General features: G+C 66.5%; 26 protein-coding genes. 15 read left to right on the top strand and 11 right to left on the bottom strand.

The window, feature by feature from the left end:
* Positions 1-93 precede the first annotated feature (93 nt).
* From ACK4SC_RS07230 to ACK4SC_RS07210, 5 genes are all read left to right on the top strand, one after another.
* Positions 94-627 (top strand): nuclease-related domain-containing protein, encoded by a 534-nt coding sequence (locus tag ACK4SC_RS07230; RefSeq protein WP_409616616.1) that lies wholly within the window; start codon positions 94-96, stop codon positions 625-627.
* Positions 628-669: 42 nt separating this feature from the next.
* Positions 670-2,124 (top strand): protein adenylyltransferase SelO, encoded by a 1,455-nt coding sequence (locus ACK4SC_RS07225; protein ID WP_409616614.1) that lies wholly within the window; start codon positions 670-672, stop codon positions 2,122-2,124.
* A gap of 18 nt (positions 2,125-2,142) precedes the next feature.
* The gene (locus ACK4SC_RS07220; protein WP_409616611.1) at positions 2,143-2,946 is read left to right on the top strand and encodes a ubiquitin-like protein; all 804 of its coding nucleotides are present in this window, start codon (positions 2,143-2,145) and stop codon (positions 2,944-2,946) included.
* A gap of 104 nt (positions 2,947-3,050) precedes the next feature.
* The gene (locus tag ACK4SC_RS07215) at positions 3,051-4,205 is read left to right on the top strand and encodes an SH3 domain-containing protein (RefSeq protein ID WP_409616609.1); all 1,155 of its coding nucleotides are present in this window, start codon (positions 3,051-3,053) and stop codon (positions 4,203-4,205) included.
* Between the two features lie 388 nt (positions 4,206-4,593).
* Positions 4,594-5,181, top strand: a complete 588-nt coding sequence (locus ACK4SC_RS07210; RefSeq protein ID WP_409616606.1) for a hypothetical protein — start codon at positions 4,594-4,596, stop codon at positions 5,179-5,181.
* A 90-nt stretch (positions 5,182-5,271) separates the two neighbouring features.
* Here the strand turns inward: ACK4SC_RS07210 and ACK4SC_RS07205 are convergent, their stop codons facing one another.
* On the bottom strand, positions 5,272-5,826 hold the full coding sequence (locus ACK4SC_RS07205; RefSeq protein ID WP_409616603.1) for a LysR substrate-binding domain-containing protein: 555 nt from the start codon (positions 5,824-5,826) through the stop codon (positions 5,272-5,274).
* 54 nt (positions 5,827-5,880) lie between these two features.
* Between ACK4SC_RS07205 and ACK4SC_RS07200 the strand changes: the two genes are divergently transcribed.
* Complete coding sequence (locus ACK4SC_RS07200; RefSeq protein WP_409616600.1) at positions 5,881-6,300, top strand: DUF5997 family protein; 420 nt, start codon at positions 5,881-5,883, stop codon at positions 6,298-6,300.
* Here ACK4SC_RS07200 and ACK4SC_RS07195 read toward each other — a convergent pair.
* Positions 6,297-7,247 (bottom strand): DMT family transporter, encoded by a 951-nt coding sequence (locus ACK4SC_RS07195; RefSeq protein WP_409616597.1) that lies wholly within the window; start codon positions 7,245-7,247, stop codon positions 6,297-6,299. The two genes, ACK4SC_RS07200 and ACK4SC_RS07195, sit on opposite strands and share 4 nt — an antisense overlap.
* A gap of 144 nt (positions 7,248-7,391) precedes the next feature.
* Between ACK4SC_RS07195 and ACK4SC_RS07190 the strand changes: the two genes are divergently transcribed.
* From ACK4SC_RS07190 to ACK4SC_RS07180, 3 genes are read left to right on the top strand one after another with little or no spacing between them, the layout of a single operon-like run.
* On the top strand, positions 7,392-8,813 hold the full coding sequence (locus ACK4SC_RS07190; RefSeq protein ID WP_409616594.1) for a cytochrome P450: 1,422 nt from the start codon (positions 7,392-7,394) through the stop codon (positions 8,811-8,813).
* Entirely contained in the window at positions 8,810-9,775 is a 966-nt protein-coding gene (locus ACK4SC_RS07185; RefSeq protein WP_409616591.1) for a TIGR03885 family FMN-dependent LLM class oxidoreductase, read from the top strand. The genes ACK4SC_RS07190 and ACK4SC_RS07185 overlap by 4 nt, the downstream gene beginning before the upstream one ends.
* Positions 9,772-11,685 (top strand): glycoside hydrolase family 15 protein, encoded by a 1,914-nt coding sequence (locus tag ACK4SC_RS07180; RefSeq protein ID WP_409616588.1) that lies wholly within the window; start codon positions 9,772-9,774, stop codon positions 11,683-11,685. Before ACK4SC_RS07185 ends, ACK4SC_RS07180 begins: the two co-directional genes overlap by 4 nt.
* A 17-nt stretch (positions 11,686-11,702) precedes the next feature.
* On the opposite strand, the gene msrB is transcribed toward ACK4SC_RS07180, so the two are convergent.
* Both msrB and ACK4SC_RS07170 read right to left on the bottom strand, forming a co-directional pair.
* Positions 11,703-12,173 (bottom strand): peptide-methionine (R)-S-oxide reductase MsrB, encoded by a 471-nt coding sequence (gene msrB / locus ACK4SC_RS07175; protein ID WP_409616585.1) that lies wholly within the window; start codon positions 12,171-12,173, stop codon positions 11,703-11,705.
* Positions 12,174-12,220: 47 nt separating this feature from the next.
* Positions 12,221-12,586 carry an SRPBCC domain-containing protein gene (locus ACK4SC_RS07170; RefSeq protein WP_409616583.1) on the bottom strand — a complete coding sequence of 122 codons (366 nt, stop codon included), beginning with the start codon at positions 12,584-12,586 and terminating at the stop codon, positions 12,221-12,223.
* A gap of 91 nt (positions 12,587-12,677) precedes the next feature.
* Between ACK4SC_RS07170 and ACK4SC_RS07165 the strand changes: the two genes are divergently transcribed.
* Together ACK4SC_RS07165 and ACK4SC_RS07160 are read left to right on the top strand one after the other, a co-directional pair.
* On the top strand, positions 12,678-13,004 hold the full coding sequence (locus ACK4SC_RS07165) for an ArsR/SmtB family transcription factor (protein ID WP_409616580.1): 327 nt from the start codon (positions 12,678-12,680) through the stop codon (positions 13,002-13,004).
* 14 nt (positions 13,005-13,018) lie between these two features.
* The gene (locus ACK4SC_RS07160; RefSeq protein ID WP_409616578.1) at positions 13,019-13,510 is read left to right on the top strand and encodes an SRPBCC domain-containing protein; all 492 of its coding nucleotides are present in this window, start codon (positions 13,019-13,021) and stop codon (positions 13,508-13,510) included.
* A 9-nt stretch (positions 13,511-13,519) separates the two neighbouring features.
* Here the strand turns inward: ACK4SC_RS07160 and ACK4SC_RS07155 are convergent, their stop codons facing one another.
* From ACK4SC_RS07155 to ACK4SC_RS07125, 7 genes are all read right to left on the bottom strand, one after another.
* Entirely contained in the window at positions 13,520-14,599 is a 1,080-nt protein-coding gene (locus ACK4SC_RS07155; protein ID WP_409616575.1) for an arsenic resistance protein, read from the bottom strand.
* Positions 14,593-15,723, bottom strand: a complete 1,131-nt coding sequence (locus tag ACK4SC_RS07150; RefSeq protein WP_409616573.1) for an NAD(P)/FAD-dependent oxidoreductase — start codon at positions 15,721-15,723, stop codon at positions 14,593-14,595. The genes ACK4SC_RS07155 and ACK4SC_RS07150 overlap by 7 nt, the downstream gene beginning before the upstream one ends.
* Positions 15,724-15,806: 83 nt before the next feature.
* A complete protein-coding gene (locus ACK4SC_RS07145; RefSeq protein WP_409616570.1) occupies positions 15,807-15,962 on the bottom strand; it encodes a zinc transporter permease in 156 nt (51 codons plus the stop codon).
* A gap of 14 nt (positions 15,963-15,976) precedes the next feature.
* Complete coding sequence (locus tag ACK4SC_RS07140; RefSeq protein ID WP_409616567.1) at positions 15,977-16,282, bottom strand: ArsR/SmtB family transcription factor; 306 nt, start codon at positions 16,280-16,282, stop codon at positions 15,977-15,979.
* Between the two features lie 60 nt (positions 16,283-16,342).
* Complete coding sequence (locus ACK4SC_RS07135) at positions 16,343-17,035, bottom strand: NAD(P)H-hydrate epimerase (protein WP_409616564.1); 693 nt, start codon at positions 17,033-17,035, stop codon at positions 16,343-16,345.
* Between the two features lie 8 nt (positions 17,036-17,043).
* Positions 17,044-17,445 carry a DUF1304 family protein gene (locus ACK4SC_RS07130; RefSeq protein ID WP_409616561.1) on the bottom strand — a complete coding sequence of 134 codons (402 nt, stop codon included), beginning with the start codon at positions 17,443-17,445 and terminating at the stop codon, positions 17,044-17,046.
* A gap of 23 nt (positions 17,446-17,468) precedes the next feature.
* Positions 17,469-18,239, bottom strand: a complete 771-nt coding sequence (locus ACK4SC_RS07125; RefSeq protein WP_409616558.1) for a TetR/AcrR family transcriptional regulator — start codon at positions 18,237-18,239, stop codon at positions 17,469-17,471.
* Positions 18,240-18,409: 170 nt separating this feature from the next.
* Between ACK4SC_RS07125 and ACK4SC_RS07120 the strand changes: the two genes are divergently transcribed.
* The 4 genes from ACK4SC_RS07120 to ACK4SC_RS07105 all read left to right on the top strand — a co-directional run bounded on the left by ACK4SC_RS07120 (position 18,410) and on the right by ACK4SC_RS07105 (position 22,280).
* Positions 18,410-19,447 (top strand): ABC transporter substrate-binding protein, encoded by a 1,038-nt coding sequence (locus tag ACK4SC_RS07120; protein ID WP_409616556.1) that lies wholly within the window; start codon positions 18,410-18,412, stop codon positions 19,445-19,447.
* 93 nt (positions 19,448-19,540) lie between these two features.
* On the top strand, positions 19,541-20,389 hold the full coding sequence (locus ACK4SC_RS07115) for an ABC transporter permease (RefSeq protein WP_409616553.1): 849 nt from the start codon (positions 19,541-19,543) through the stop codon (positions 20,387-20,389).
* The gene (locus tag ACK4SC_RS07110) at positions 20,386-21,207 is read left to right on the top strand and encodes an ABC transporter permease (protein WP_409616550.1); all 822 of its coding nucleotides are present in this window, start codon (positions 20,386-20,388) and stop codon (positions 21,205-21,207) included. The genes ACK4SC_RS07115 and ACK4SC_RS07110 overlap by 4 nt, the downstream gene beginning before the upstream one ends.
* Positions 21,204-22,280: an ABC transporter ATP-binding protein gene (locus tag ACK4SC_RS07105; protein ID WP_409616547.1), complete on the top strand. Its 1,077-nt coding sequence runs from the start codon at positions 21,204-21,206 to the stop codon at positions 22,278-22,280. The genes ACK4SC_RS07110 and ACK4SC_RS07105 overlap by 4 nt, the downstream gene beginning before the upstream one ends.
* The last annotated feature ends 5 nt before the right edge of the window (positions 22,281-22,285 follow it).

Genomic DNA, 22,285 nt, shown 5'->3' with positions numbered 1-22,285 from the left:
CCAGGCCGTTCGGCACGAGAGCGTCACGAATATCTGCGCAGAAGAGACGAAGCCGCCACCCGAGCCGCCTGGGGCAAGCTCGGCGGCATCGCCGTGGCACTGACTCCTGAGCGCAACAGCACTCGAGTCTGGGCGACCGGCGCGATCGGCGAAGAGATCGTCGGCGAGAAGCTGGACGCGATTGCCAGCGACCAGATTCGTGTGTTGCATGACCGGCGTATCCCGAAGTCAAAGGCCAATATCGACCACATCGTGGTGACGCCCGGCGCCGTCTGGGTGGTCGACACGAAGCGCTACGTCGAGAAGCGCGTCGAAAAGCGCGTTGAGGGCGGACTGTTCAGTCCGCGCGTCGAAAAGTTGTGGGTGCGCGGCGACAAGACGTCGCTCGTCACCGGCATGCACAAGCAGGTCGAACGGGTGTCGTCGGCGGTGCCGGGTGTTCCGGTGAAGGGTGTGCTGTGCTTCGTCGACGGTGACTGGCCGTTGTTCGCGGACCCATTCACGGTCGACGGGGTGCTGGTGCTGTGGCCGAAGAAGCTTGTGCAGGTGATCACGAAGGAGCAGCCCGGCGAACTCGATGTCAGCGCCGTTTATGACGCGCTCGCTGCCACCTTCCGCGCGAGTTAGCACCTTCGTGCCGCCCACAGGCAGTAGGCGTACCGTCGATGCATGACCGCGCCAACCGCCGCCAGCATCGCCCTCGAGGGCCGCTTCGCCCGCGAGCTGCCCGAACTCGCGGTGCCCTGGCGGGCGGAGGAGCCCCCGGCGCCGCAGCTGCTCGCCCTCAACGAGCCCCTGGCCACCGACCTCGGCCTCGATGCAGACTTTCTCCGCTGCGCCGACGGCATCGCCTTCCTCACCGGTGCCGCGCTCCCCGACACTGCAACCCCGGTCGCGCAGGCCTACTCGGGCCACCAATTCGGCGCCTTTAGCCCGCGCCTCGGCGACGGCCGCGCGCTGCTGCTGGGCGAACTCACCGACCCGAGCGGCACCCTCCACGACTTGCACCTGAAGGGCTCGGGCCCGACCCCGTTCGCCCGCGCGGGCGACGGCCGCGCCGTCGTCGGCCCCATGTTGCGCGAGTTCGTGATCAGCGAGGCGACGCACGCGCTGCGCATTCCGACGACCCGCTCCCTCGCCGTCGTCGCCACGGGCCGTGGAGTGCAGCGCGAGAGCCTGCTGCCGGGCGCGGTCCTCGCCCGCACGGCGAGTAGCCACCTGCGCGTCGGCAGCTTCCAGTTCGCCGCCGCGACGGGTGACCGCGAGCTGCTGCGGCGCCTTGCCGACCACGCGATCGACCGGCACTATCCGGATGCGGCGTCGGCCGAGCATCCGCATCTGGCGCTCTTCGAGGCGGTCGTCGCCGCGCAGGCCAAGCTGGTGGCGCAGTGGATGCTCGTCGGCTTCGTGCACGGCGTCATGAACACCGACAACATGGCGATCTCGGGCGAGACGATCGACTTTGGCCCCTGCGCCTTCGTCGACGCTTTCGACCACGCCGCGGTCTTCAGTTCGATCGACCACCAGGGCCGTTACGCCTACGGCAACCAGCCGGTCATCGCCGAGTGGAACCTGGCGCGCTTCGCCGAAACCCTGCTGCCGCTCATCGACGACGACGCCGACCGCGCCGTCGAGCGGGCGACGGAGGCGCTCGGCGAGTACCGCGCGCACTACAGCGCGGCGTGGATCTCGGGGATGCGCATGAAGCTCGGTCTCGCCGCCACCGTCACCGACGAGGCCGTCGCACCGCTTGCCACCGAGCTGCTGAACCTGCTGCACGAGAACCGCGTTGATTTCACGTCGTTCTTCCGGGCGCTGGCGGGTGTCGCCCGTGGGGGCGACCGCCCCGCCGTGCTCGAGGTGGAGGCGTTGGGGGAGTGGGCGGGCCGCTGGCTCGCGCTGTCGCCCGACGCGGGGGTGATGGACCGCGTGAACCCGGTCTATATTCCGCGCAACCACCTCGTCGAGGAGGCGCTGGCGGTGGCGACGGCAGGGGAGATGAGGCCGTTCGACGCACTCGTCGAGGTGATCAGGCGGCCGTTCGACGAGCGCCCCGGCCTCGAACGCTACGCGGTCGGCGCGCCGGACGGTTCGGGGCCGTACATGACCTTTTGCGGCACGTAGTGCTGACAGGATGAGGGCATGCTTCCTCGTCTCGGTCAGCGTGCGGCGCGCGCCGCCGCCATCGGCGTTCTCTCGCTCGCGTTCACCCTCGTGGGCGCCACGGCGGCATCGGCGATGCAGATCTTCATCGACGTGGGCCCTGGCGAAACGACCCTCACGCTGGACGTCGAACCAAGCGACACGATCGAGCAGGTCAAGCAGAAGGTGCAGGACGTTGACGCCCTCCTTCCGCCTGACCGGCAGCGACTGTTCTTCGCCGGCAAGCAGCTCGAGGACGGGCGGACGCTGTCGGACTACAACATCCAGAGAGAGTCGACCCTCATCTTGGTGAGGATCGTCGACCTCGCGTTCGTCGACATCGAGCTTGCCCCGTTCGTGGTCGGTCGGTCGTACAGCGATGCTGTGGGCGCGTCCGGCGGCCGCGAGCCCATCAGCTACGCCGTCACCGCTGGAGCGTTGCCCGCGGGGGTCGAGCTGGACACGGACACGGGCGCCGTCACCGGTACGCCCACGACGGCTGGCCCCTGGGCGGTGACGATCACGGCAACGTCGGGAGACGAATCCGTCGTCGCCGAACTGTCGGGGGCGGTCGTCGTCGCCCCCGGCGACGACGACGCGGGCGACGACGACCAGGGTGGCGACGACTCGTCGGGCGGCGGCTCGGGAGTCGACGACGGAACCGCGCACGACGACGGTACGCAGGTGCCGGACGAGGAGCGCCTCGCCGACACCGGTGTCGACGCCGTGCCGGCTCTCGCCGCCGCGCTGGCACTGCTGGCGCTGGGCGCGGTTGCGCTCTTCCGGTCGCGCCGCCGCGCCTGACGGCGGTCTGCCGCCCGATCACGGTATCTACAGCGCTTGACGCCATCAAAATGGGGACTAGTGCTGAAGGTGGCTCGCCTGTTACGTTCTGACCAAAGCCCGTCATGCGAACCCGAAAGGACGGCGTAGTGAAATTTCGTAATGTCTCTTTGGGGATCCTGAGTGCGGCAGCCCTGGTGGGGGCGATGTTGGTCACCTCTCCGGCAGCAGCAAGCGTCGGCCCCGGCAATATTCGGAGCCCATTCGAACCGGGTGGCGCAGTCTACGTCTTTCAGGGTTACGACAATGCGAAAGTGACACACACCGGAACATCGCGCTTCGGCCTCGATCTCACCTCTTCCACGAGCACCACGTCGACCAGCGGACGCGTTGTTGTTGCGCCTCAGAGCGGAAAAGTCGCGTACTGGCAGGCGGAGTACGGAAACCTGTGCGTCAACGTGGCTAACAACCGTAGCTACACCCTCACGCACATCAAGTCAGACATCACTACGCCCGGAGCGACGATCACTTCTGGGCAGAAAGTCGGGACTGTAGCGCCCGCGAACACAACGAGGAACAATGGCGTAGCGCATCTGCATTTTCAGTATTGGGCAGCGCCAAACTGTTATAACTCCTCTACCATTCCCTTTAGTGCCGCTAATTCACTGCGCATATGCGGTGCCCCGGATATGACCGCGTCCGGACCGAACAGTGCAGGAAACGGCACGTGGAGCGGCACAAAGTTCACCGCTAGTACGTGCGGAACGACGAAGTCATTTTCCGCGGCCCCTGGCCCGGCCACCTCGGCAACGCACCTAGGGACACGCTTGACCTCATCGACTGGAACTTGGATTCCAACTCCGACCAGTCTGACCCGCCAGTGGTATCGAAGTGGTGCCGCGGTGAGCGGTCAAACTGGTTCAACATATGTGTTGACCAGCGCAGATCGATACAAGTTCGTTCAATTGCGTGTTACCGGGAAGCTCTCCGGATATACAACAACCACGAAAAACTCAAAAAGTTGGTTTGTAGCGCAGGTGACCTCCGCCAACAACACGCAGTACCTAAACATTCGCTCAAGCCCGAGCACCAGTGCCACCATTGTTGGAAGAATTGACAAGGGTCGTTTTGTGGCTCTTGATTGCTATCGGCTCGGTACTTCCGTCAAGGGTCCTTATGGAACTTCTTCGATCTGGTATCGCATCACGGGTGTTGGGTGGGTGTCGGATTCATTCTTGGAGACAAACTCAAACTCTGCGGTCACGAAACTCTGCCCCTAAGGCGCGTCTTGTCACTTTGTTATTGAGTGTTTCGCATCCGCATTTTGTGCCGAGAAGGCGCGAGGGCTTGTGTTGAGCAGAGCGCGCGAGGGCTTGTGTTGAGCAGAGCTCTGTACCGTCTTGACTCAATCTGGTTTATTCGAGATGGCTTCGTCTTTTTGGTCGTGATGGTGGCTGGGCTGTAGGTAGCGAATCTTCCCTATGTCATGGGCGCCGCGCCCGTGCGACCGACTGCGCTTCTGCCAGCGCGCCCACGGGTCAGCGCAACCAGTGGCCTCTGGTCCTGCGCTGGGGCACACCCCACCGCAGCGCCAGGGGCGAGCTGCGGCCTTCTTATGGTTAGCGACGGCGCTTCCCCATGGCGCCCGAAAACTTCAGGAGGACACTGATGAACAAGACCCTGGCCGCTGGCGCAGTGATGACCATGGCAGGTGCGTTGCTACTGGCGGGTAACGCCGCCCAGGCTTCCTCGGATTGTGGCGAGCCGTTGCTGTACATCAACAACTCTGACGGCTCGGTGTTCGCCTACTCGCCGACCGGCGAGCACGTCGGCGAAGAGATCTACCTCTCGGTGTATGGCGACATCGCCTTGAGCGTCGATCGAACCCTGCTCTATGGCGTGTTCTTCGACTTCGATCTCAGCGTGGCGAATCGTATCGAGGTGATCGACCTCGCGACAGGTGACATGTTGTCGCCTCTGACGATCACGGGCCCCGCAGCGACCGAGGTCTACTGGTCGGGGGCGTCCATTCTCCCCTCCGGCGACATGCTCATCGGCTCGGGATACACCCCGTCGTCTACCAGATCGACATGGAGACGGGTGAGTCAACCCTGTTCGCCGACCTCAGCGTTGCCGATGAGGATGTTTACGGCACCGCGGGTGACTACGTTCGACTTCCCAATGGCCAACAGCTCATGGTGGCAAACACCGGCGAGGACAACACGATCATTCTCGTCGCGGACGACGGCACGATGACTGTCGTCGGGAGCGTTCCGGCGTCGTATGGTGCCGGACGCGCTGGCGACGAGGTGTTTTTCGTGGGTGCGGACGGAGCGGAGTCACGCCCTACCGCGAACTATTCGCTGTACGTCCGCGCACGATGCCGATGAATGCATCGGTGAGGGGATGCGCGCCGGTCACCGGCCACACGAGCGAGATGCCGGTGTCTGCCGCATCCCGGATCGGCTTCGCGATGACGTCTTTGCGCGAGTGTTGCCGCGCGACCGATTGCGGCATGACGGCGACGCCGACGTTCGCGGCGACCAGCTCGACCGCCTCGGCGCCCGTGCCGCCCGTGAGGTCGACGTCGAGTACGGCCAACCCGTCGAGTTCGGCCAGGTCGGCCACGCTCAGGTCGTCGAGACCGGCCGCAAGCGACCCCTTCGGCGAGACGAGCACCGGCTGCTCGCGATAGAGCGGAATAGCGTGACGATCGTCGTCGGCCCTGACGTCGCGCAGCAGGGCCATGTGGGCGGTGCCATCGGCGAGGGCGGCGAGCGCAGCATCCTGCGTCATGGGGGTCAGGTGGAGGCGCCCGCCGGGGCGGCGCTCGCGCCAGATGCGCTCCCACTTGGTGGGGGTGACGCCCGTGACGAAGGCGACCTCGAGCGGTTCGGGCATGCGGCAAGGGTAGCGACGATGGATGCACGCTTCGACTCCCGTACGCTCGTCACCATGACCGAGACCCCGCGTGAGGACCGCCGCCAGCAGCCGAAGCCGAAGAAGGAGCAGCTGCTCAGCCCGGCGACGGCGGCGAAGAAGCTGAACGTGTTCCTGCCGGCGACGCCCGCAGAGTTTCAGGCGACCCCGATCACGCGCACCCAGTTGAACGAGCTGCAGGAGAACCCGCCCGAGTGGCTGGTGACGCTGCGCCGCGAGGGTCCGCACCCGCGCGACGAGGTGTCACGCCGGCTGGGCGTGTCGAACTCGGCGCTCGCGCGCGCCGGAGTCAGCGACTCGATGACGACCGCCGAGATTCGGGCGATCATCGACGAGATGCCCGAATGGCTGGTTGACGAGCGCGAGAAGCACGCGCCGGGCACCGGGCGGAAGCCGGGCACGGCGGTGGGGGAGCGCCCGAGCGGCGCGAGCTAGCGCACGATCGGCTCGGTGGGCGGTAGCGGTTCATCGAGCGCCTCGTCGAGGGTTGGATGCTCGGGCTCGGCCTCCATAACCCGCTTCGCCGGATCGGGGCGCGTCACCAGTGCAGACCCCGCGAGGATCGCGACGAATCCGACGCCCGTCCACACCGACAGCTCTTCGCCCAGGAAAACGGCTCCCGCGAGCACCGCGACCGCCGGGTTGACGTAGGTGATTGCTGACATGCGAATCGGCCCCACCTCGGCCACCAGTGCGAACATAAGCAAGAAGGCAACAGCGCTGCAGAGCACCGCGAGGACGAGCACCGAGATGATGGTGACGGGAGACGGCACCTCGGTGGGCCAGGTGCCGCTGAGTGCGACGATCGGCACATAGGCGACCGCGCTGATCCCCAGCGCACAGGCGATGACTCCGACACCGGGCAGGTCGTGCAGGTAGCGGGCGAGGATTGCGGGGCCCAGCGCGTAGCCGAACATCGTGACGACGAGTTGCGCCACTGCCTCCAGGTCGCTGCCGCCGACGTCGAAGCCGACAATCGCCCCCACGCCGATCATGCCGAGCGCGACCCCGACCAGGTTGATTCCGGTGAGACGGTCGCGGCGGCCTCCGACGAAGGCGATCAGCATCGACACGAGGGGAATGGCGGCAAGCAGCAATCCCACCGTCGAACTCGGCAGCGTCTGCTGCGCCGTGTTCAGGAAGAACCACGCCATGACGATCTCGAACAGAGCGAAGGCAAGCAGCGGCTTCCAGCGACGCAGGGCCGGCAGGATGGCGCGGTGCCGTGCGGCGAGCGGAAGCAGTAGCGCCGCGGCGATCGTCGTGCGCGCCAACGCCAAGAACTCAGGGCTGAGCTCGGCGACGGCGATCTTGATGAACAGGTACGGGATGCCCCAGATGATGCCGAGGGAGGCGAACAGGATGATGCCGCGACGGGTCATGGCTTCATTGTCGCGCTCCGCGGGGCCGATCACGCGCCGCGCAGGCGCGACCGCAGGATAGCCGACCGCGCACGCCGAGGGGAACCCCGGTGAGCGCGGCGGCCATCTCGCCTACCGTGGCCGGTCACGACCACGGGGGAGCGCATGACGATTACCGAAGCGGGGCACGCGACGACGCGCGATGGGCGGTCGATGCTGCCACGGGCATCCATCGGCGACACCGCCCGCATTCTGAGCACCGTACTGATGCCGATCATTCAGCGCGGCGTGATTGTGCGGCGGCCATCGCAGGTGCGCCTCATGGAGGCGATCGATGCCGACAGTACGGCGGTCACCGTGATGCAGCGGATGCGCGAGAAGTACGGGGCGGGGCCGTTGCGGCTGCGCATTCCGGGTCGTCGCATGGTGGTCGTGCTGTCGCCCGAGCACGTGCACCGCGTGCTCGAGAACTCGCCAGACCCCTTCAGCCCCGCGACCCGCGAGAAGCGCGCCGCGCTCACCCACTTCGAGCCTGAGGGTGTGTTGATTTCGTCGGCCGACGACCGGCCGCCGCGGCGCGAGTACAACGAGCAGGCGCTCGACACCGACCGCGAGGTGCACCGCGGGGCGGACGCCATGATGGCGGCCATCTCTGAGGAGGTCGACCGCCTTCTCGCTACGGTCGACGAGATGGGCGAGCTTGACTGGGACACCTACGCCGAGCACTGGATGCGCATGGTGCGCCGCGTCGTATTCGGCGATTCCGCGGCAGACGATCACGACCTCACCGACGACATGGTTGCCCTGCGCCGCTCGGCGAACTGGGCCTTCCTCGCGCCGAAGCAGCGCGCGCGCCGTGACCGGCTGCACGCGCGCATCCGTCACTACCTGGATGCGGCCGAGCCCGGCTCGCTCGCCGCGTACGCCGCGACGATGCCGACGCCGGAGGACTCGCACCCCGACCAGCAGGTGCCGCAGTGGCTGTTCGCGTTCGACGCCGCGAACTGGGCGAGCTTCCGCGCGCTCGCCCTGCTCGCGACGCACCCCGTGCAGGCGGCCGAGGTGCGGCGCGAGGCCGATGGCCGCGACCTGCGTCAGCCGCAGAACCTGCCGTACACGCGCGCGTGCTTCCTCGAGTCGCTGCGGCTCTGGCCGACGACCCCGGCCGTGCTGCGTGAGACGACGGCGCGCACCTCCTGGCCGGGCGGCTCGATGCCGGAGGACACGAGCGTGTTCATCTACGCGCCCTTCTTCCACCGAGACGACGCGAACGTCGAGGCCGCGCACCGGTTCGAGCCCGAGCACTTCCTGCGCGAGCGCACCGCGGACGACTGGCCGTTCATCCCGTTCAGTGCCGGCCCCGCGATCTGCCCGGCGCGCAACCTCGTGCTGCACATCGCGAGCACGATCATCGCCCGCGTTGTCACGGAGCGTGAGCTCGACCTCACGACGGGCGAGCTCGACCCGCACGTGCCGATTCCGGGCACCCTCAGCCCCTTCCACCTGCGCTTTTCGGCGAGGCCGCGCGTCACCACGTCCGCGCCCGTCGACCCCGACATGGGGGCGCCGGCCGAGGACGGCGCGTGACCCGCTACGGCTACCACGCCTCACACGAGCAATTCGCCCCGAGCGCGCTCCTGCGCTACGTCGCCGAGGCGGAGAGTGCGGGGTTCGCCTCCGCCATGTGCTCCGACCACTTCCACCCGTGGACGACCGCGCAGGGGCAGTCGGGCTACGCCTGGTCGTGGCTGGGCGCGGCACTGCAGGCAACGAGTCTGACGCTCGGCACGGTCTGCGCGCCGGGGCAGCGGTACCACCCGGCCGTCGTGGCACAGGCGGCGGCGACGGTCGCCGAGATGTTTCCCGATCGCCTCTGGCTCGCGGTCGGCAGTGGTCAGAACCTCAACGAGCACATCACGGGCGACAGGTGGCTCGCCAAACCCGAACGCAACGCGCGCCTGCTCGAATCGGTCGAGGTGATGCGTTCGCTGTGGCGGGGCGACACGGTCAGTACGCGCGGTGAGTACGTGACCGTCGACGAGGCAACGCTGTACACCCTGCCCGAGCGGCCGCCGCTGCTGGTCGGCGCCGCCATCACCCCCGTCACCGCCGAGTGGGTCGGCGGATGGGCGGATGCTCTCATCACGATCGCGCAGCCGCTTCCGGTTCTCACAGAAGTCGTGGACGCCTTTCGACGGGGCGGTGGGGAGGGAAAGCCCATGCTGTTGCAGTCGCAGCACGCGTACGCCCCGACCTACGACGAGGCGCTGACCGCCGCGCACGAGCAGTGGGGAGCGAATATTCTCGCGAGCCCGGTGTTGACCGACCTGCGAACTCCCGCCGACTTCGAGGAGGCCGCCGCGTTCATCCGGCCCGACGACGCTGACGGGCCGATCACGGTCTCGGCCGACCTGGGCGCGCACGCCGAGCGTCTCCGAGAATTCGCGAGCCTCGGCTTCGACGAGATCCTCCTGCACGGCGTGCATCGGGATCAGTCCACGTTCATCCGCGATGTCGGCGAGCACGTGCTGCCGGAGCTCACGCGATGAGCGGTGAGCGCTATGCCCCCATCGAGGACTACGCGGCCATCGGCAACCTGCGCACTGTCGCCCTGGTCGGCCGCAGCGGCGCGATCGACTGGCTGCCCCTGCCGGGGCTCGAGAGCGCCAGTGTGTTTGCTGCTCTCCTCGACCACGACCGGGGCGGCCGCTTCCGCGTGCATGCCGACGGCATCGAGCGGGGCGAGCAGCGCTACATCGAGCACACGAACGTGCTCGAAACCGTGTTCGCTGACGGGGATGCGCGGCTCACGGTCACCGACGTCATGCCGCTGTCCGGCACCCTCGACGGGGTCGGCGACTCGAGTGCCGAACCGGCCGTGCACCGACTGGTGCGCGCCGACGGCGGAAGCGTCGACGTCATCGTCGAGTGGAGCCCCCGCTTCTCCTATGGGGCAGGTCTGCCGCAGCTGACCGACATCGACGGAGGCGTGCTTGCCTGGGCCGGAGACGACGCGCTGACCCTGAGCGGCCTCCGCCCCGGCGAATGGCACATCGACACACGCGGTCACGCCGCCACCCTGACCGCCCGGCTGACCCTTGCCGACGGTGAGCAGCGCGCCCTCGTCACGCGATGGGGTGCGCAGCTCGAGGTCGATCGCGGCGAGGAGACGACCCAGCGCGTGATCGACGACGCTGTCGACGCATGGCGCTCGTGGGTGCACAAAGCGGAAGCCTCGGGCACCCGGGAGTGGGCGGCGCCCCACGAGGAGCTCATCATCCGATCCGAGCTGGCACTCAAGCTGCTCACCCACGGCGAGACCGGCGCCATCGCCGGTGCCGCCACCACGTCGCTGCCGGAAGAGATCGGCGGCGTACGCAACTGGGATTACCGCTTCGCCTGGATTCGGGATGCGGCGCTCGCCGCACAGGCGCTTCGCGCACTCGGGCATACGGCCGACGCGCAGGCGTTTGTCGCCTGGGCCGAGAGGTCGGCCAGGGAGCACCGCGAGGACGAGCGGTCGATTCAGCTCGTCTACGGACTGAACGGAGAAACCGAGATCGGAGAGCGCGAGGTGCCCGGGCTTGAGGGGTACCGACGCTCGGCGCCCGTACGGGTCGGAAATGGCGCCGTCGATCAACTGCAGCTCGACGTCTTCGGTGAGCTCATCGCCGTCGTGTACGAGCTCGCGCGCGCGGACGCACCGATCAGCGACGAGATTCTCGCGTTCCTCCCCTCCGTCGCCGACGAAGCCTGTCGCAGCTGGGAGGAGCGCGACGACGGGTTATGGGAGCTGCGCACCGGCCCGTTCCACATCGTCTATTCGAAAGTGAAGGTGTGGGCGGGGCTCAACCGCGCGATCGAGCTCGCCAACGCGGGATACATCGATGGCGACGCCGAGCGGTGGCGGAAGAACCGCGAGCTGATCCGCGAGGAGGTTCTCGAGCGCGGATTCGATCCGGAGGTGGGCGCTTTTCGCCAGTCGTACGAGCGGTCAGTGCTCGACGCATCGCATCTGCTGCTTCCGCTTCGCGAGTTTCTGCCACCGGACGATGCGCGCGTGCGCGCGAACCTGGATGCGACGTTCGAGGGGCTCGTCGAGGAGGGCCTCGTGCACCGGTACCGCGCCGACGACGGAATCGCCGGTAGCGAGGGCGCCTTCGGGCTGTGCACGTTCTGGCTCGTCGACGCGCTCGCCATGGATGGGCGCGAGGGAAGCCTCGACCGTGCGCGGGAAATCTTCGAGGGGATGGCGGCCCGGGCGAACCATGTCGGGCTGTACTCGGAAGAGATCGACCCCGAGACGGGGGAGTTCCTCGGCAACTTCCCGCAGGCCTTCACGCACCTCGGCCTGATCACGAGTGCGCTGTACCTCGCGTATGCCGAAGGGCGGGACTCGCCCGTGCCCGATCCGATCGGCACACCCGAGCACCGACAGCGCGGGCTTACGCCGCGCTGATCGTCAGTCGCCGACCGCTACTCGAACAGCGCCCGGTACTCGCCGTACCCCTCGGCCTCGAGCTCGTCCACGGGGATGAAACGCAGTGCCGCCGAGTTCATGCAGTAGCGCATGCCGCCGCGATCGCGCGGCCCGTCGTCGAACACGTGCCCGAGGTGGCTGTCGGCACCGGAAGACCGCACCTCGACCCGCTTCATGAACAGACCGCGGTCGATGCGGGTCGTGACGGCATCCTCCTGGATGGGACGCGTGAAGCTCGGCCATCCGGTGCCCGAGTCGTACTTGTCCCGGGAGGAAAACAGGGGCTGCCCCGAGACCACGTCGACGTAGAGCCCCTCGGCCTTGCTGTCGTGGTACGCGTTGCGGAACGGCGGCTCGGTGCCGTCGTTCTGCGTCACCTTGTGCTGCATCGGCGTGAGGCGCGAGAGCTGATCGGCGGTCGCCCGGTAGTCGGTCGGGTCGTGCCGCGGAATGCGTCCTTCGGTCATGGATGCACGGTACGCCCGCGAGGTGAGATGCGGCCGCGAAAAGGGCATCACTCCTGCGAGAGTCGCTCGATCACGTCGACGAACCCGGCCCACCCGGCCGCCGCCTGTGCGTAGCCGTCGGCGTCGAGGCCGCCGCCGGACTGCGAGAGCGTCAGCGAGCATCCATTCGGGGCGTCGACCGCGAGCATCTCGCCGTCCCAATCGATCGTCGCACCGCCCGGCAGCACCATCTGGGCCGACCACGGCGCCCCGGCGACAGCGCGCCAGGTGAGCTGGTCGAGCGGGACGTCGACGGCGTCCGTGCCGAACCACGTGGCGAAGGCACTGGGCGACGTCAGTACCTCCCAGACGCGGTCGCGTGAGGCCGCAATCAGGTGGGTCGAACGGAATCCGGTGGAGTCGACGTCGGTCATGTTGGTGAGGCTACTCTGCCGGCTCTGTGTCCGGGTTCGGGCTTGACGGGGTCGCGAGCACGGTCTAACGTACAACCAAATGGTTGTACAAATGGATGCTCTCACCGACGATCAGGTCGACGCCCTGTTTCGCGCGCTTGCCGATCGCACGCGACGCGACATTGTCGCCCGCGTCATCAACCGCGAACAGAGCGTGTCGGCGCTCGCGGAGCGCTACGAGATGAGCTTTGCCGCGGTGCAGAAGCATGTTTCGGTGCTCGAGCGCGCATCCCTGGTGTCGAAGCGTCGTCGCGGTCGCGAGCAGATCGTCACGGCCGACCGCGACGCCGTGCAGCGCGCGCGAGCGGTGCTCGACAGCTATGAAGCCCTCTGGCGGCACCGCGCCGACCAGATCAGTGCCCTCCTCGCCGAGGGCTGACGGAAGGACCGCCCATGACCGTGCGTGACCACGCGATCGACCGCGACGCGCTCACCCTGACCTTCGTCGCCGAGTTCTCCGCTCCCGTCGAGCGCGTCTGGCAGGTGTGGGCTGACCCCCGCCAGCTGGAGCGCTGGTGGGGTCCGCCGGAGTGGCCGGCCAGCTTTTCTCGGCACGAGCTCGAACCGGGCGGCGAGATGCGCTACGTCATGACTGGCCCCGATGGCGAGACGTCGGCCGGCTGGTGGCGCATGACCCAGGTGGAGGCGCCTCACCGGTTGGCCTTCGACGACGGTTTCGCCGGCGCGGATGGTGAGCCCGCGCCCGAGATGCCCGTCATGGTGATCGAGGTGAACCTCGGCGACACCGCGGATGGCGGAACCCGCATGACGGTGACCACCACCTTCCCCAGCCTTGAGGCGCTCGACGAGCTCGCCGGGATGGGAATGGTCGAGGGTATGTCGTCGGCGATGGCGCAGATCGATGCGCTGCTCGCCGCGGGCTGATCACCGCCGTCACCCGGGGCGCGACGGTCGTGTGTGTTCATAACGTGCGCGGCGACTCCGGGCGCGAACGGCATGAGCAACCGTCGGTGAGGTGCCGGGCACCGCGCTAGGCGATCGCGCCTCCCTGTCGTGACCACGGCGCAGCATGGCTGTCATCGCGATGAGGTGGGGAAATTCGATCAGCATTCCGAGGGCGATGACGGCGAGGATGACGGGCTCGTCGGGGACAGCGATCGCGGTGAGCGCGAGCATCAGTGGAGCATTGCGGGCTGACGAGGTCACGATCAGCAGCGTTCGTCCGGGTGGTGGAAGGCTCAGCGCGCGCGCGGCTGCTGCGCTGAGCGTGCCCATGACGCCGAAGAACGTGAGCACGGCGATACCGACGGTCACGGCGAGGTGCGTGTGCTCGACGAGGAGTCGCGCGTTGGCCGCAAAGATGCAGTAGATGAGCCCGGCAACGAGAACCGGCAGGCTCCATTCGAGGGCCGTCAGCACGCGGTCCAGACGCCCGCCGTCGCGGACGCTGACTCGCAGGATCATCCGAATGGTGATGGCCAGAGCAGCCGGAATGCCGAACCACGTCAGAACGGCACGGACGGGGTTATCCGTGGTGCCGACTCCCGACGACAGGCCAAGCACAGCGATGGCCACGGGAAAGAGCATGATCTGCATCACCAGGCTGACCGGAATCAACGCAGCGCCCGTCTCGGTGTCGCCCCCCGCGAGCCGGGTGAAGCCCAAGAACCAATCGGTGCAGGGAAAGAGGCAAAACAGCGCAATCCCGGCGGCCACTGTGGTCGGAACCGGGGCCAGAGTGGCGATAAGCCACGCGACCGCCGGACCGACAAGGAACCCGAATCCGAGCGCCGCGAGAGCGATGCGCGGCATCTGACGTAGACGACGCAGCGATTGCCAGCGAGTGGTGGCGAGAACCACGGTCAGGATGGCGACGATCAGCACGTCGGTCGCCTCCCGCGCCATCGCGCTCGGCGATTCCGTCAGCAGTGCTGTGAACGTGCCAGCGACTATCGCCGCAAGCAGAAGTCCGATCGCGACCGCGTTTCCGTAGGGCAATCGCCTGGTCAGCACGCGCACTCAAGCCCGCAGCACGAGAGGTCATCGGTCAGCATGCCGTTGTCTCGCCACTCTTCGAGCGGCGAGCGATCGTAGCCCGATCGCTCGGCGATGACCCCCGCCACGTGCGCAAACCGCTGACGGAACTTATAGATGAAGCAGAAGATCTGCGTTCCATGCCGCAGGGCGGGGCCCGCCACAAAGAGTCCCGGCGAGATTGTCGATTCATCGTCCTCCGTCAGGCGGGGCAGGCCATCGGGGCGTCGTTCGAGCAATTCGGCGATGGGGCCCACCGCTGGCGTATACCCCGTTGCGGCGATGGGGCGGCTCTCTACCAACGTGCTCGATCCATCGGTGAAGGTCACACGGTACGCACCTTCCTCGTCGTGACGAACGCGGCGCACGGCGCGATCGCTCAGCGTCAGGCGACCCGTCGCCTGGACGTCCCGCAGGCGCATCTGGCTACGCGGCGCCAGTCGGGTTGAGGGATCGGAGCTACGGCGAGCGGCCCAGGGAGCTTCCGGGTCGACCACCAGCACGGAAGCACCGTGCTCGACGTGGTGGCACGCAAGCTCGATCCCCGATTCATTTCCTCCGATCACCAGCACGTTCTCACCGCGTTTCGCCCACGCTGCGGGTGTCGATGCGTGGTCCAGGAACCCGTTTCCCACCACCTTCGGCAGGCGTGGCTCGCCGAACTCGCCCCCGGCCCACACGATGTGGCGAGTGCGCACAGGGCCGCGGTTTGTGAGCGCAACGTAGGCGTCGCCGTCTCGACTGACCCGCGTCACCTCGGTGTGGGACATGATGGGCAACCGAAAGTGTTGCGAGACGGCGCTCAGGTACTGGGCATACTGCGGGCCCGTCGGATAGTCGACACCAAGGGTGAATGCCGGCGACGTTGCGAAGTGCACGGCGTTGAGATCGGTCGCACCAAAGCCATTGCCGGTGAACGACGGGGTGAGGAATCTCTGGCGAGCAGGCCAGTCACGAAAGGTCTGGCCGATCTCGCCCCGCTCGACGAGGCCCAGGGTGAGCGACTCGATCGCGCTCAGGGCGATGGCGGTTCCGACGCCGGCCGGGCCGGCGCCGACAATGAGGGCGTCGAGGGTGGCGGCGGGGGTGGGAACACGTTCCATGCGACACGTCATTTCTACTTATTGATAACAGTTATCAATAAGCGTATCTGACGTGGGCGGGGTGCCCCACCCCGCTGAGCGCCTCAGTGCTCGTCGTAGTGGTCGCCGTGCGGCGCGTGCTTGTGGCCGTCGTGCACGTAGTCGACGTGGTCGTCGTGCGTCACGGCTTCGTGACCGCAGTTCTCGTCGTGGGCGTGCTCGGCGACACTGTGTTCGGCGGTTCCGGTGTGGCTGCTCATCTCTCCTCCTTCCCTCATGCCTCAGGGTTGTCGTGGTCGTCGGCGACGTGGGCGATCGCATCACCCACGATGTGCGAGATGTGGCTATCGGCAATCTCGTAGTGCACCTCGCGTCCGTGGCGGGTCGCCGCGACGACGCCGATGTCACGCAGCGATGCGAGGTGTTGCGACGTGAGTGGCTGCGAGAGGCCGGTCGTTTGAACGAGTTGCGACACCGTCTGCGCGCCACCCTGGAGTCCGACGATGAGGCGCAGACGCGACGACGTGCCCAGCGCCTTGAAGAGGCGCGCGGTGCGCTCGAGAGTTAGTTCGTCGGCCACACCTCACGGTACCAATCGCATGCATATATCGCTATGTGTTTATGCAATTGAGAATGAGAATCAGCCGCCCGGGCGCGAGAGCCCGATCTCGACGAGGCGCACCTCACCGCACACCTCGTTCGCTGGCGGACGCAACAGACCGCGCTTCACCGCGCCGAAGGTCACCGTGACGGCGGCGGGAAGCACCGCGTCCGCGTCGGGCACCTCGCCGCTGTCGGCGTCGACGCCGCTCGGCTGGTCACACGCGACGACGCGCAGGGCGCCACACCTCGGGTGGGCCCGTACGCGCAGCACCGCGTCGCGGGCCGCACCGCGCAACGCCGACCGCCCCGCCGACCCGATGCCGAGGATTCCGTCGATGACGACCTCGACCGTGTCGAGCGCGCCGTCGAGCTGTGCCGCCTCGATGAGGCGCGCACCGGCGGCGACTGCCGCATCCCGGCCATCGTCGTGGATGCTCGACGCCGTCGCCAGCACGGCAACCGGCACGCCGTCTGCCGCGACGCGCGCGCACGCCCACAGTGCGTCGCCGCCGTTGTTGCCGGCGCCGACGAGCGCGAGCACTCGGGGTGCGGAGCTAGCCGCACCGCCGTCACCGGCACTGGACGCGAGCTGCTCACGCACCACCTCGGCGAGCCCGTCGGCGGCGCGCTGCATGAGGGGTTCGCCGGCCGCAAGCAGGGGCTGCTCGGCGGCGATCACCTCGGCGACGCTCCACCCGACGAGCTCGGCGGGGAACGGCGGTGCGAGCACGCGCGCCATCATGTGCTCGCGGTGACGAGGGGGGAGACGAGCAGTGTGCATCCGATGGCCGGGGGAGAGGCCTGCAGGAGGGCCGCCTGCCACGCCCGGCGCGACGTGATCAGCAGCGCTATTCCGGCGATCGCCATGGCGGCACCGCCCGCAAGCGCGAGGGTCGCTCCGACGGTCGAACCCGGGTCGCCGATCAGCAGCACGACCCCTGCGGTTGTGATCGCCGCGAGCACCAGGTTGTAGACGCCCTGATTGACCGCGAGCACGCGCGTTGCCGCAACGGCGTCGTCGCTGTGCACGCCGAACAGTCGGCGGGTCGTAGGCCGCCCCCACATCAGCGACTCGAGCACGAACGCGGCGCCATGAAAGAGCACGCCGACGGTCAGCAGCGCGAGCGCGGCGATGAGCATGCGGCCAGCGTAAACGAGGGGTGTCAGGAGTCGGGGTTCGCGCGGGCGAGAGCGTCAATCAGTACTTCGGGGGAGAGTGGCGCGCTCATCGGCAGTTCCTCAGCGCGAGTGTCGAACGTGGCGACGGCGGCGTCGACCTCATCGACATGAAGACCGAGCTGACGCGTCGCCGCGTCGACGAGCATCCGATACAGGTCATCGACGTTCATCACACTGGGGTCGACGAGCGTTCGCACCGCCAGGCCGTCGATGAGGCCCATGAGCCGAATGGCTGCCTCGTTCGGCGCGATGTCGGTACGGCAGCGTCCGGCGGATGCAAGGCGATCCACAGCCTGTTCTAAAGGTGTAGTCCAGAGCGTGTAGACCTCGTGTGCAATTTCGGCGTGAACGGGGTCGCGTCGAGCCGATGACCATAGCTCGACCCAAAACCCCCATCGCTCTTGGAAGTCGACAGAGCCGTAGGCGTGCAACCTCAACATCGCGATCAAGGTGACCAGTGGGTCGACATCAGAGCCCGTGTATTGAGGTATTCGGGAAAGACTGACGCTCAGCATGGAGCGGAAGGTCTCTTCGAGAAGTTCTTGCCGCGTTCCGAAATAGTGCTGAACGAGACCGAGGCTCACGCCGGCCTCGTTGGCGATGTCCTTGAGTCGAGCGCCTAGGGCTCCGTCACGGCCGACTAACTTGACGGATGCACACAAAATCTGCGCGCGGCGGTACGTGGCGAGTGCGTTGTCTCCAGCAGCCAGGGGCGACGGTGACGGCGACGTTGACTTTGCTACCTCCAGCGACATGAGCACCTCCCGGGTTCACTGTTGCACAGCTTTTTTCGGTTGGGGAGGGTGTCAGTCATGTTTCGATCTCGTGTCGTGAGGCGGAAACCCTTCCAAGCCCTGGCAATAATATGTTATTACTGAACGCACGCACCAACTACCCACCCCCGACATTGGAAAGAGGTTGTGTCATGCGAGCAACTACCCGACTCGGCGCCGTTGCGGCCGCCGGGGCACTTGTCCTTACTGGTTGTACTTCCGGCAACGGAGCCGGCGACGATCTCACCCTGGTGTTCACGAGCTACGGCAGCGCCTACCAGCAGGCGCAAAACGACGCGATGACGACGCCCTGGGCTGAGTCGGTCGGCGCCACGGTCATAAACGACGAGCCCACGAGCTACGCCCGTATTCAGCAGATGGTTGAAGCGGGTCAGATTGAGTGGGACGTCGTTGACACTGAGCCGTTCTTCCCCGTCGCCAACTGCGGGACTCTCGTGGAAGAGCTTGACTTCACCAATATCGACACCAGCAAGTTCCCGGAAGGCACCGTCTCGCCGTGCAGCATTCCGATCTTGCAGTACTCGACGGTGATGATGTACAACACCGACACCTACGATGTCGCCCCGACCTCGTATGAAGACTTCTTCGACCTCGAGAACTTCCCCGGAGTGCGGTCAGTTCCCAACTGGGGTGCCGGCGGAGCGCTCGAATTGGCGTTGTTGGCAGACGGTGTCGCGCCTGAGAACCTGTACCCGCTGGACGTCGATCGGGCTTTTGCGAAGCTCGACACCATCCGCGACTCCCTCGTCTTTTGGAACACCTCCTCGGAGTCACAGCAGGCCATGGAGGATGGCACAGTCGACATGACGTTCGTCTGGTCGGGGCGTGCCTACGAGGCCGAGAACAACGGCGCTGCGTTCGAACCGGTGTGGGAGAACAACCTCATCGCGTGGGCGACGCTGTCGATCATCAAGGGGTCGCCGAACCTCGAAGCGGCGCAGAGCTTCATCGAATACGCGGCAACAGCGGAGCCGCAGGCTCGCTTTGCAGAACTGCAGCCCTACTCGCCGGCGCACGCCGATGCGCAGCCCGAGCTAAGTGAGCTGCAGCAGAAGTACAACGTCGCCGACCCCGGCATTCAGGCTCAGGCCATCGTCACCGACGTTCAGTTCTGGGCCGACAACAGTGCAGAGATTGAGGAGTTGTGGGCCGCCTGGTCAACGTCATAACTTTCTGACCATCCCGCCTCGTCGGCGGGGGCGAACACCGCGTGTTGCTGCTCACCGCTGTTCGTCCCCGCCCCTCTCAAAGGAGAGAGCACTGTGACCATCCCTGCGCGCTGGGCAGTTCTCCTGCTCTTGCCCGCCCTCGTGATGACCGGCGCGTTCTTCCTCGTTCCCATCGGCGACATTATCCTCCGCTCCTTCACCGAGCCCGTCGTCGGCCTCCAGGTGTACGAGCGACTCTTCGCCGACCCGACGACCTGGCGTGTGCTGGGCCGAACGTTCGCAACGGGCGCGCTGACAGTCGTCCTCTGCATCGCGCTCGGCTACCCATACGCATACCTGATGACGCTGGTCGGCCCGACGATGCGAACAATCCTGATCGTCCTCGTTCTTGTTCCGTTCTGGACGAGTCTCATGGCGCGAACCTTCGCGTGGATCTCGCTCCTACAACGCGACGGCCCCGTCTCGGCGCTACTCGCGGCGTTTGGGCTTCCGGGCGTCACCCTGCTCGGCACGCTCCCCGGTGTGCTGATCGGGATGGTCCAGATCCTCCTTCCGTACTTTGTCTTGACCGTGTACGCCGGTATCTCGGGAATCGACCGCCGTCTCATTACGGCCGCAATGTCTCTGGGCGCAGACCGATTCCGAGCGTTCCTGCAGGTATACCTGCCGCTGTCGGTGCCAGCCGTTATGGCCGCAAGCGCGCTCGTGTTCATCCTCGCGCTCGGCTTCTACATCACTCCGCAATTGCTCGGAAGCCCGCAAGAATCCCTGATAGCCCAGGTGATCGGCGTTCGAGTCGAGCGGCTTGTCGACTTCGCGGGGGCAGGTGGCCTTTCGGCGATTCTTCTCGTCGCGACCGCGCTTCTGCTCGGTGCCGTCGCGCTCGTCTTTCGACCAGTTCTGCGGAAGCTCGGCCTGTCACGACCGGAGGTGCGGGCATGAACACCATCACGAAGGCGCGGCCACCGCTCATCGTCTGGGGCGCCGTTGTCGCGGTCATGCTGACCGCGCCGACTCTCGTCGTCATTCCCCTCTCGTTCACGTCTCAACGGTCATTCCGGTTTCCGATCGAGGGATGGTCACTGCAGTGGTACGAGCGGTTCTTCACCGAAAGCCGGTGGGTGGGCGCCCTGATAACATCCCTCGGAGTCGCCCTCACCGCCGCGATTATTGCGACGATCGTTGGCACGCTGGCTGTCATCGCACTCGGACGAAGCCGCATCGCGCTCGGCCCCGTTGCACGCGCTACCCTCATGCTTCCGATCGTCGTTCCGGGAATTGTCGTCGCGGTGGGGGTATTTGGCGCCTACCTTCGCTGGGGAATCAGCGGTAGCTTCCTCGGCCTCGTGCTCGCGCACACCGTGCTGTCCATCCCGTTCGTCATGATCCCGGTGACAACTGCCCTCCGCGGCATACCTGAGACGGTCGAGCGGGCTGCAGCGGTTCTCGGCGCGAACCCCCTGCGACGCTTCACGCAAGTGCAATTGCCCCTACTGGCACCGGGACTTGTGACCGGGTTCGTATTCGCCTTTGTGACAAGCCTCGATGAGGTGGTTATCGCGTTCTTCCTGCAGTCGCCGCGCCTGCGCACACTGCCGGTTCAGATGTACAGCTCGGTCACCGTCGAAACTGACCCGACGATCGCGGTTGCCTCGTCGCTCGTTCTCGTCATCTCCACGGTCGCCATTCTCGTTCCGCGTCTGGTTGCGAACTCCCGCACCAAGCGTCTCGCCACGATCACCAAGGAGGCTGCCTCGTGACTAGTGATGCCCACGTTCCCGACCACAAGGGGGCCAATTCCCTCCAGTTGAGCGACGTCACAAAGACCTACGCCGGTGTGGCGGCGGTTGAGGGCGTTGACCTTGATGTGCGCGCCGGTGAGTTCTTGACGCTGCTGGGGCCGAGCGGATCAGGGAAGACCACGACGCTGTCGATGATTGCAGGGTTCACCACGCCCACCTACGGACAGATCTCTCTCAACGGGCGCGACATTACGGCGATCCCTCCGCATCGACGGAACATGGGTATGGTCTTCCAGAATTACTCGCTCTTTCCCCATTTATCCGTTGGTGCAAACGTCGAGTTTCCTCTCCGGCAACGCGGGGTAGGAAAAGCCGAACGGCGGCGCCGAGCCATGGAGGCGCTCGACGCGGTCGAGCTCGGCCACCGCGCGGACGCGACGCCCGACCAGTTGAGCGGCGGACAGCAACAACGCGTCGCTCTCGCGCGGGCGCTCGTCTTCGAACCAGCACTTCTTCTTATGGATGAGCCGTTCGGCGCGCTCGACCGTGGTTTGCGTGAGCGGATGCAGTTAGAAGTGCGACGCATTCACCAGCAGTTGGGCGTCACGATCCTGTTTGTCACCCATGATCAGCAGGAAGCGCTCACGATGTCCGATCGCATCGCGATCTTCAACCAGGGCCGGATCGAGCAGCTCGGAACCCCTGAGGATCTATACGACCGACCCGCCAGCCACTTCGTGGCGACATTCCTTGGGGAATCAACGGTGCTCTCGGGTGAGGCCTATTCGGGCACACTCACGTTGGACACTGGTCACCACGTGTCACTGGGCGACCACTCGGTGACAGGGCCAGCCCGCCTCGTGCTGAGGCCAGAGCGATTGCGCATCGGCTCAGCCGGCACGGCAGAGTCATCGCTCGGTGGTCGGGTACGTGACGTTGTCTACCTCGGGGCAGACCGACGCGTCGAAATCGATACCGACGCGGGTCTCGTCGTCGTGCGTGTGAGCGCCGATGTCGCCTCGCCACGTTCTGGCGACCTCGTCCGCGTCCACTGGGATCCGGCGGACGCCCATCTGTATCCCGCGGCCTGACTGAC

It is taken from the genome of Microcella sp., assembly GCF_046293215.1.
In the GTDB taxonomy this organism is placed as follows: Bacteria; Actinomycetota; Actinomycetes; order Actinomycetales; family Microbacteriaceae; genus Microcella.
The sequence above is the reverse complement of the archived record's forward strand: the minus strand, read 5'-3'. Positions and strand labels throughout refer to the sequence as shown.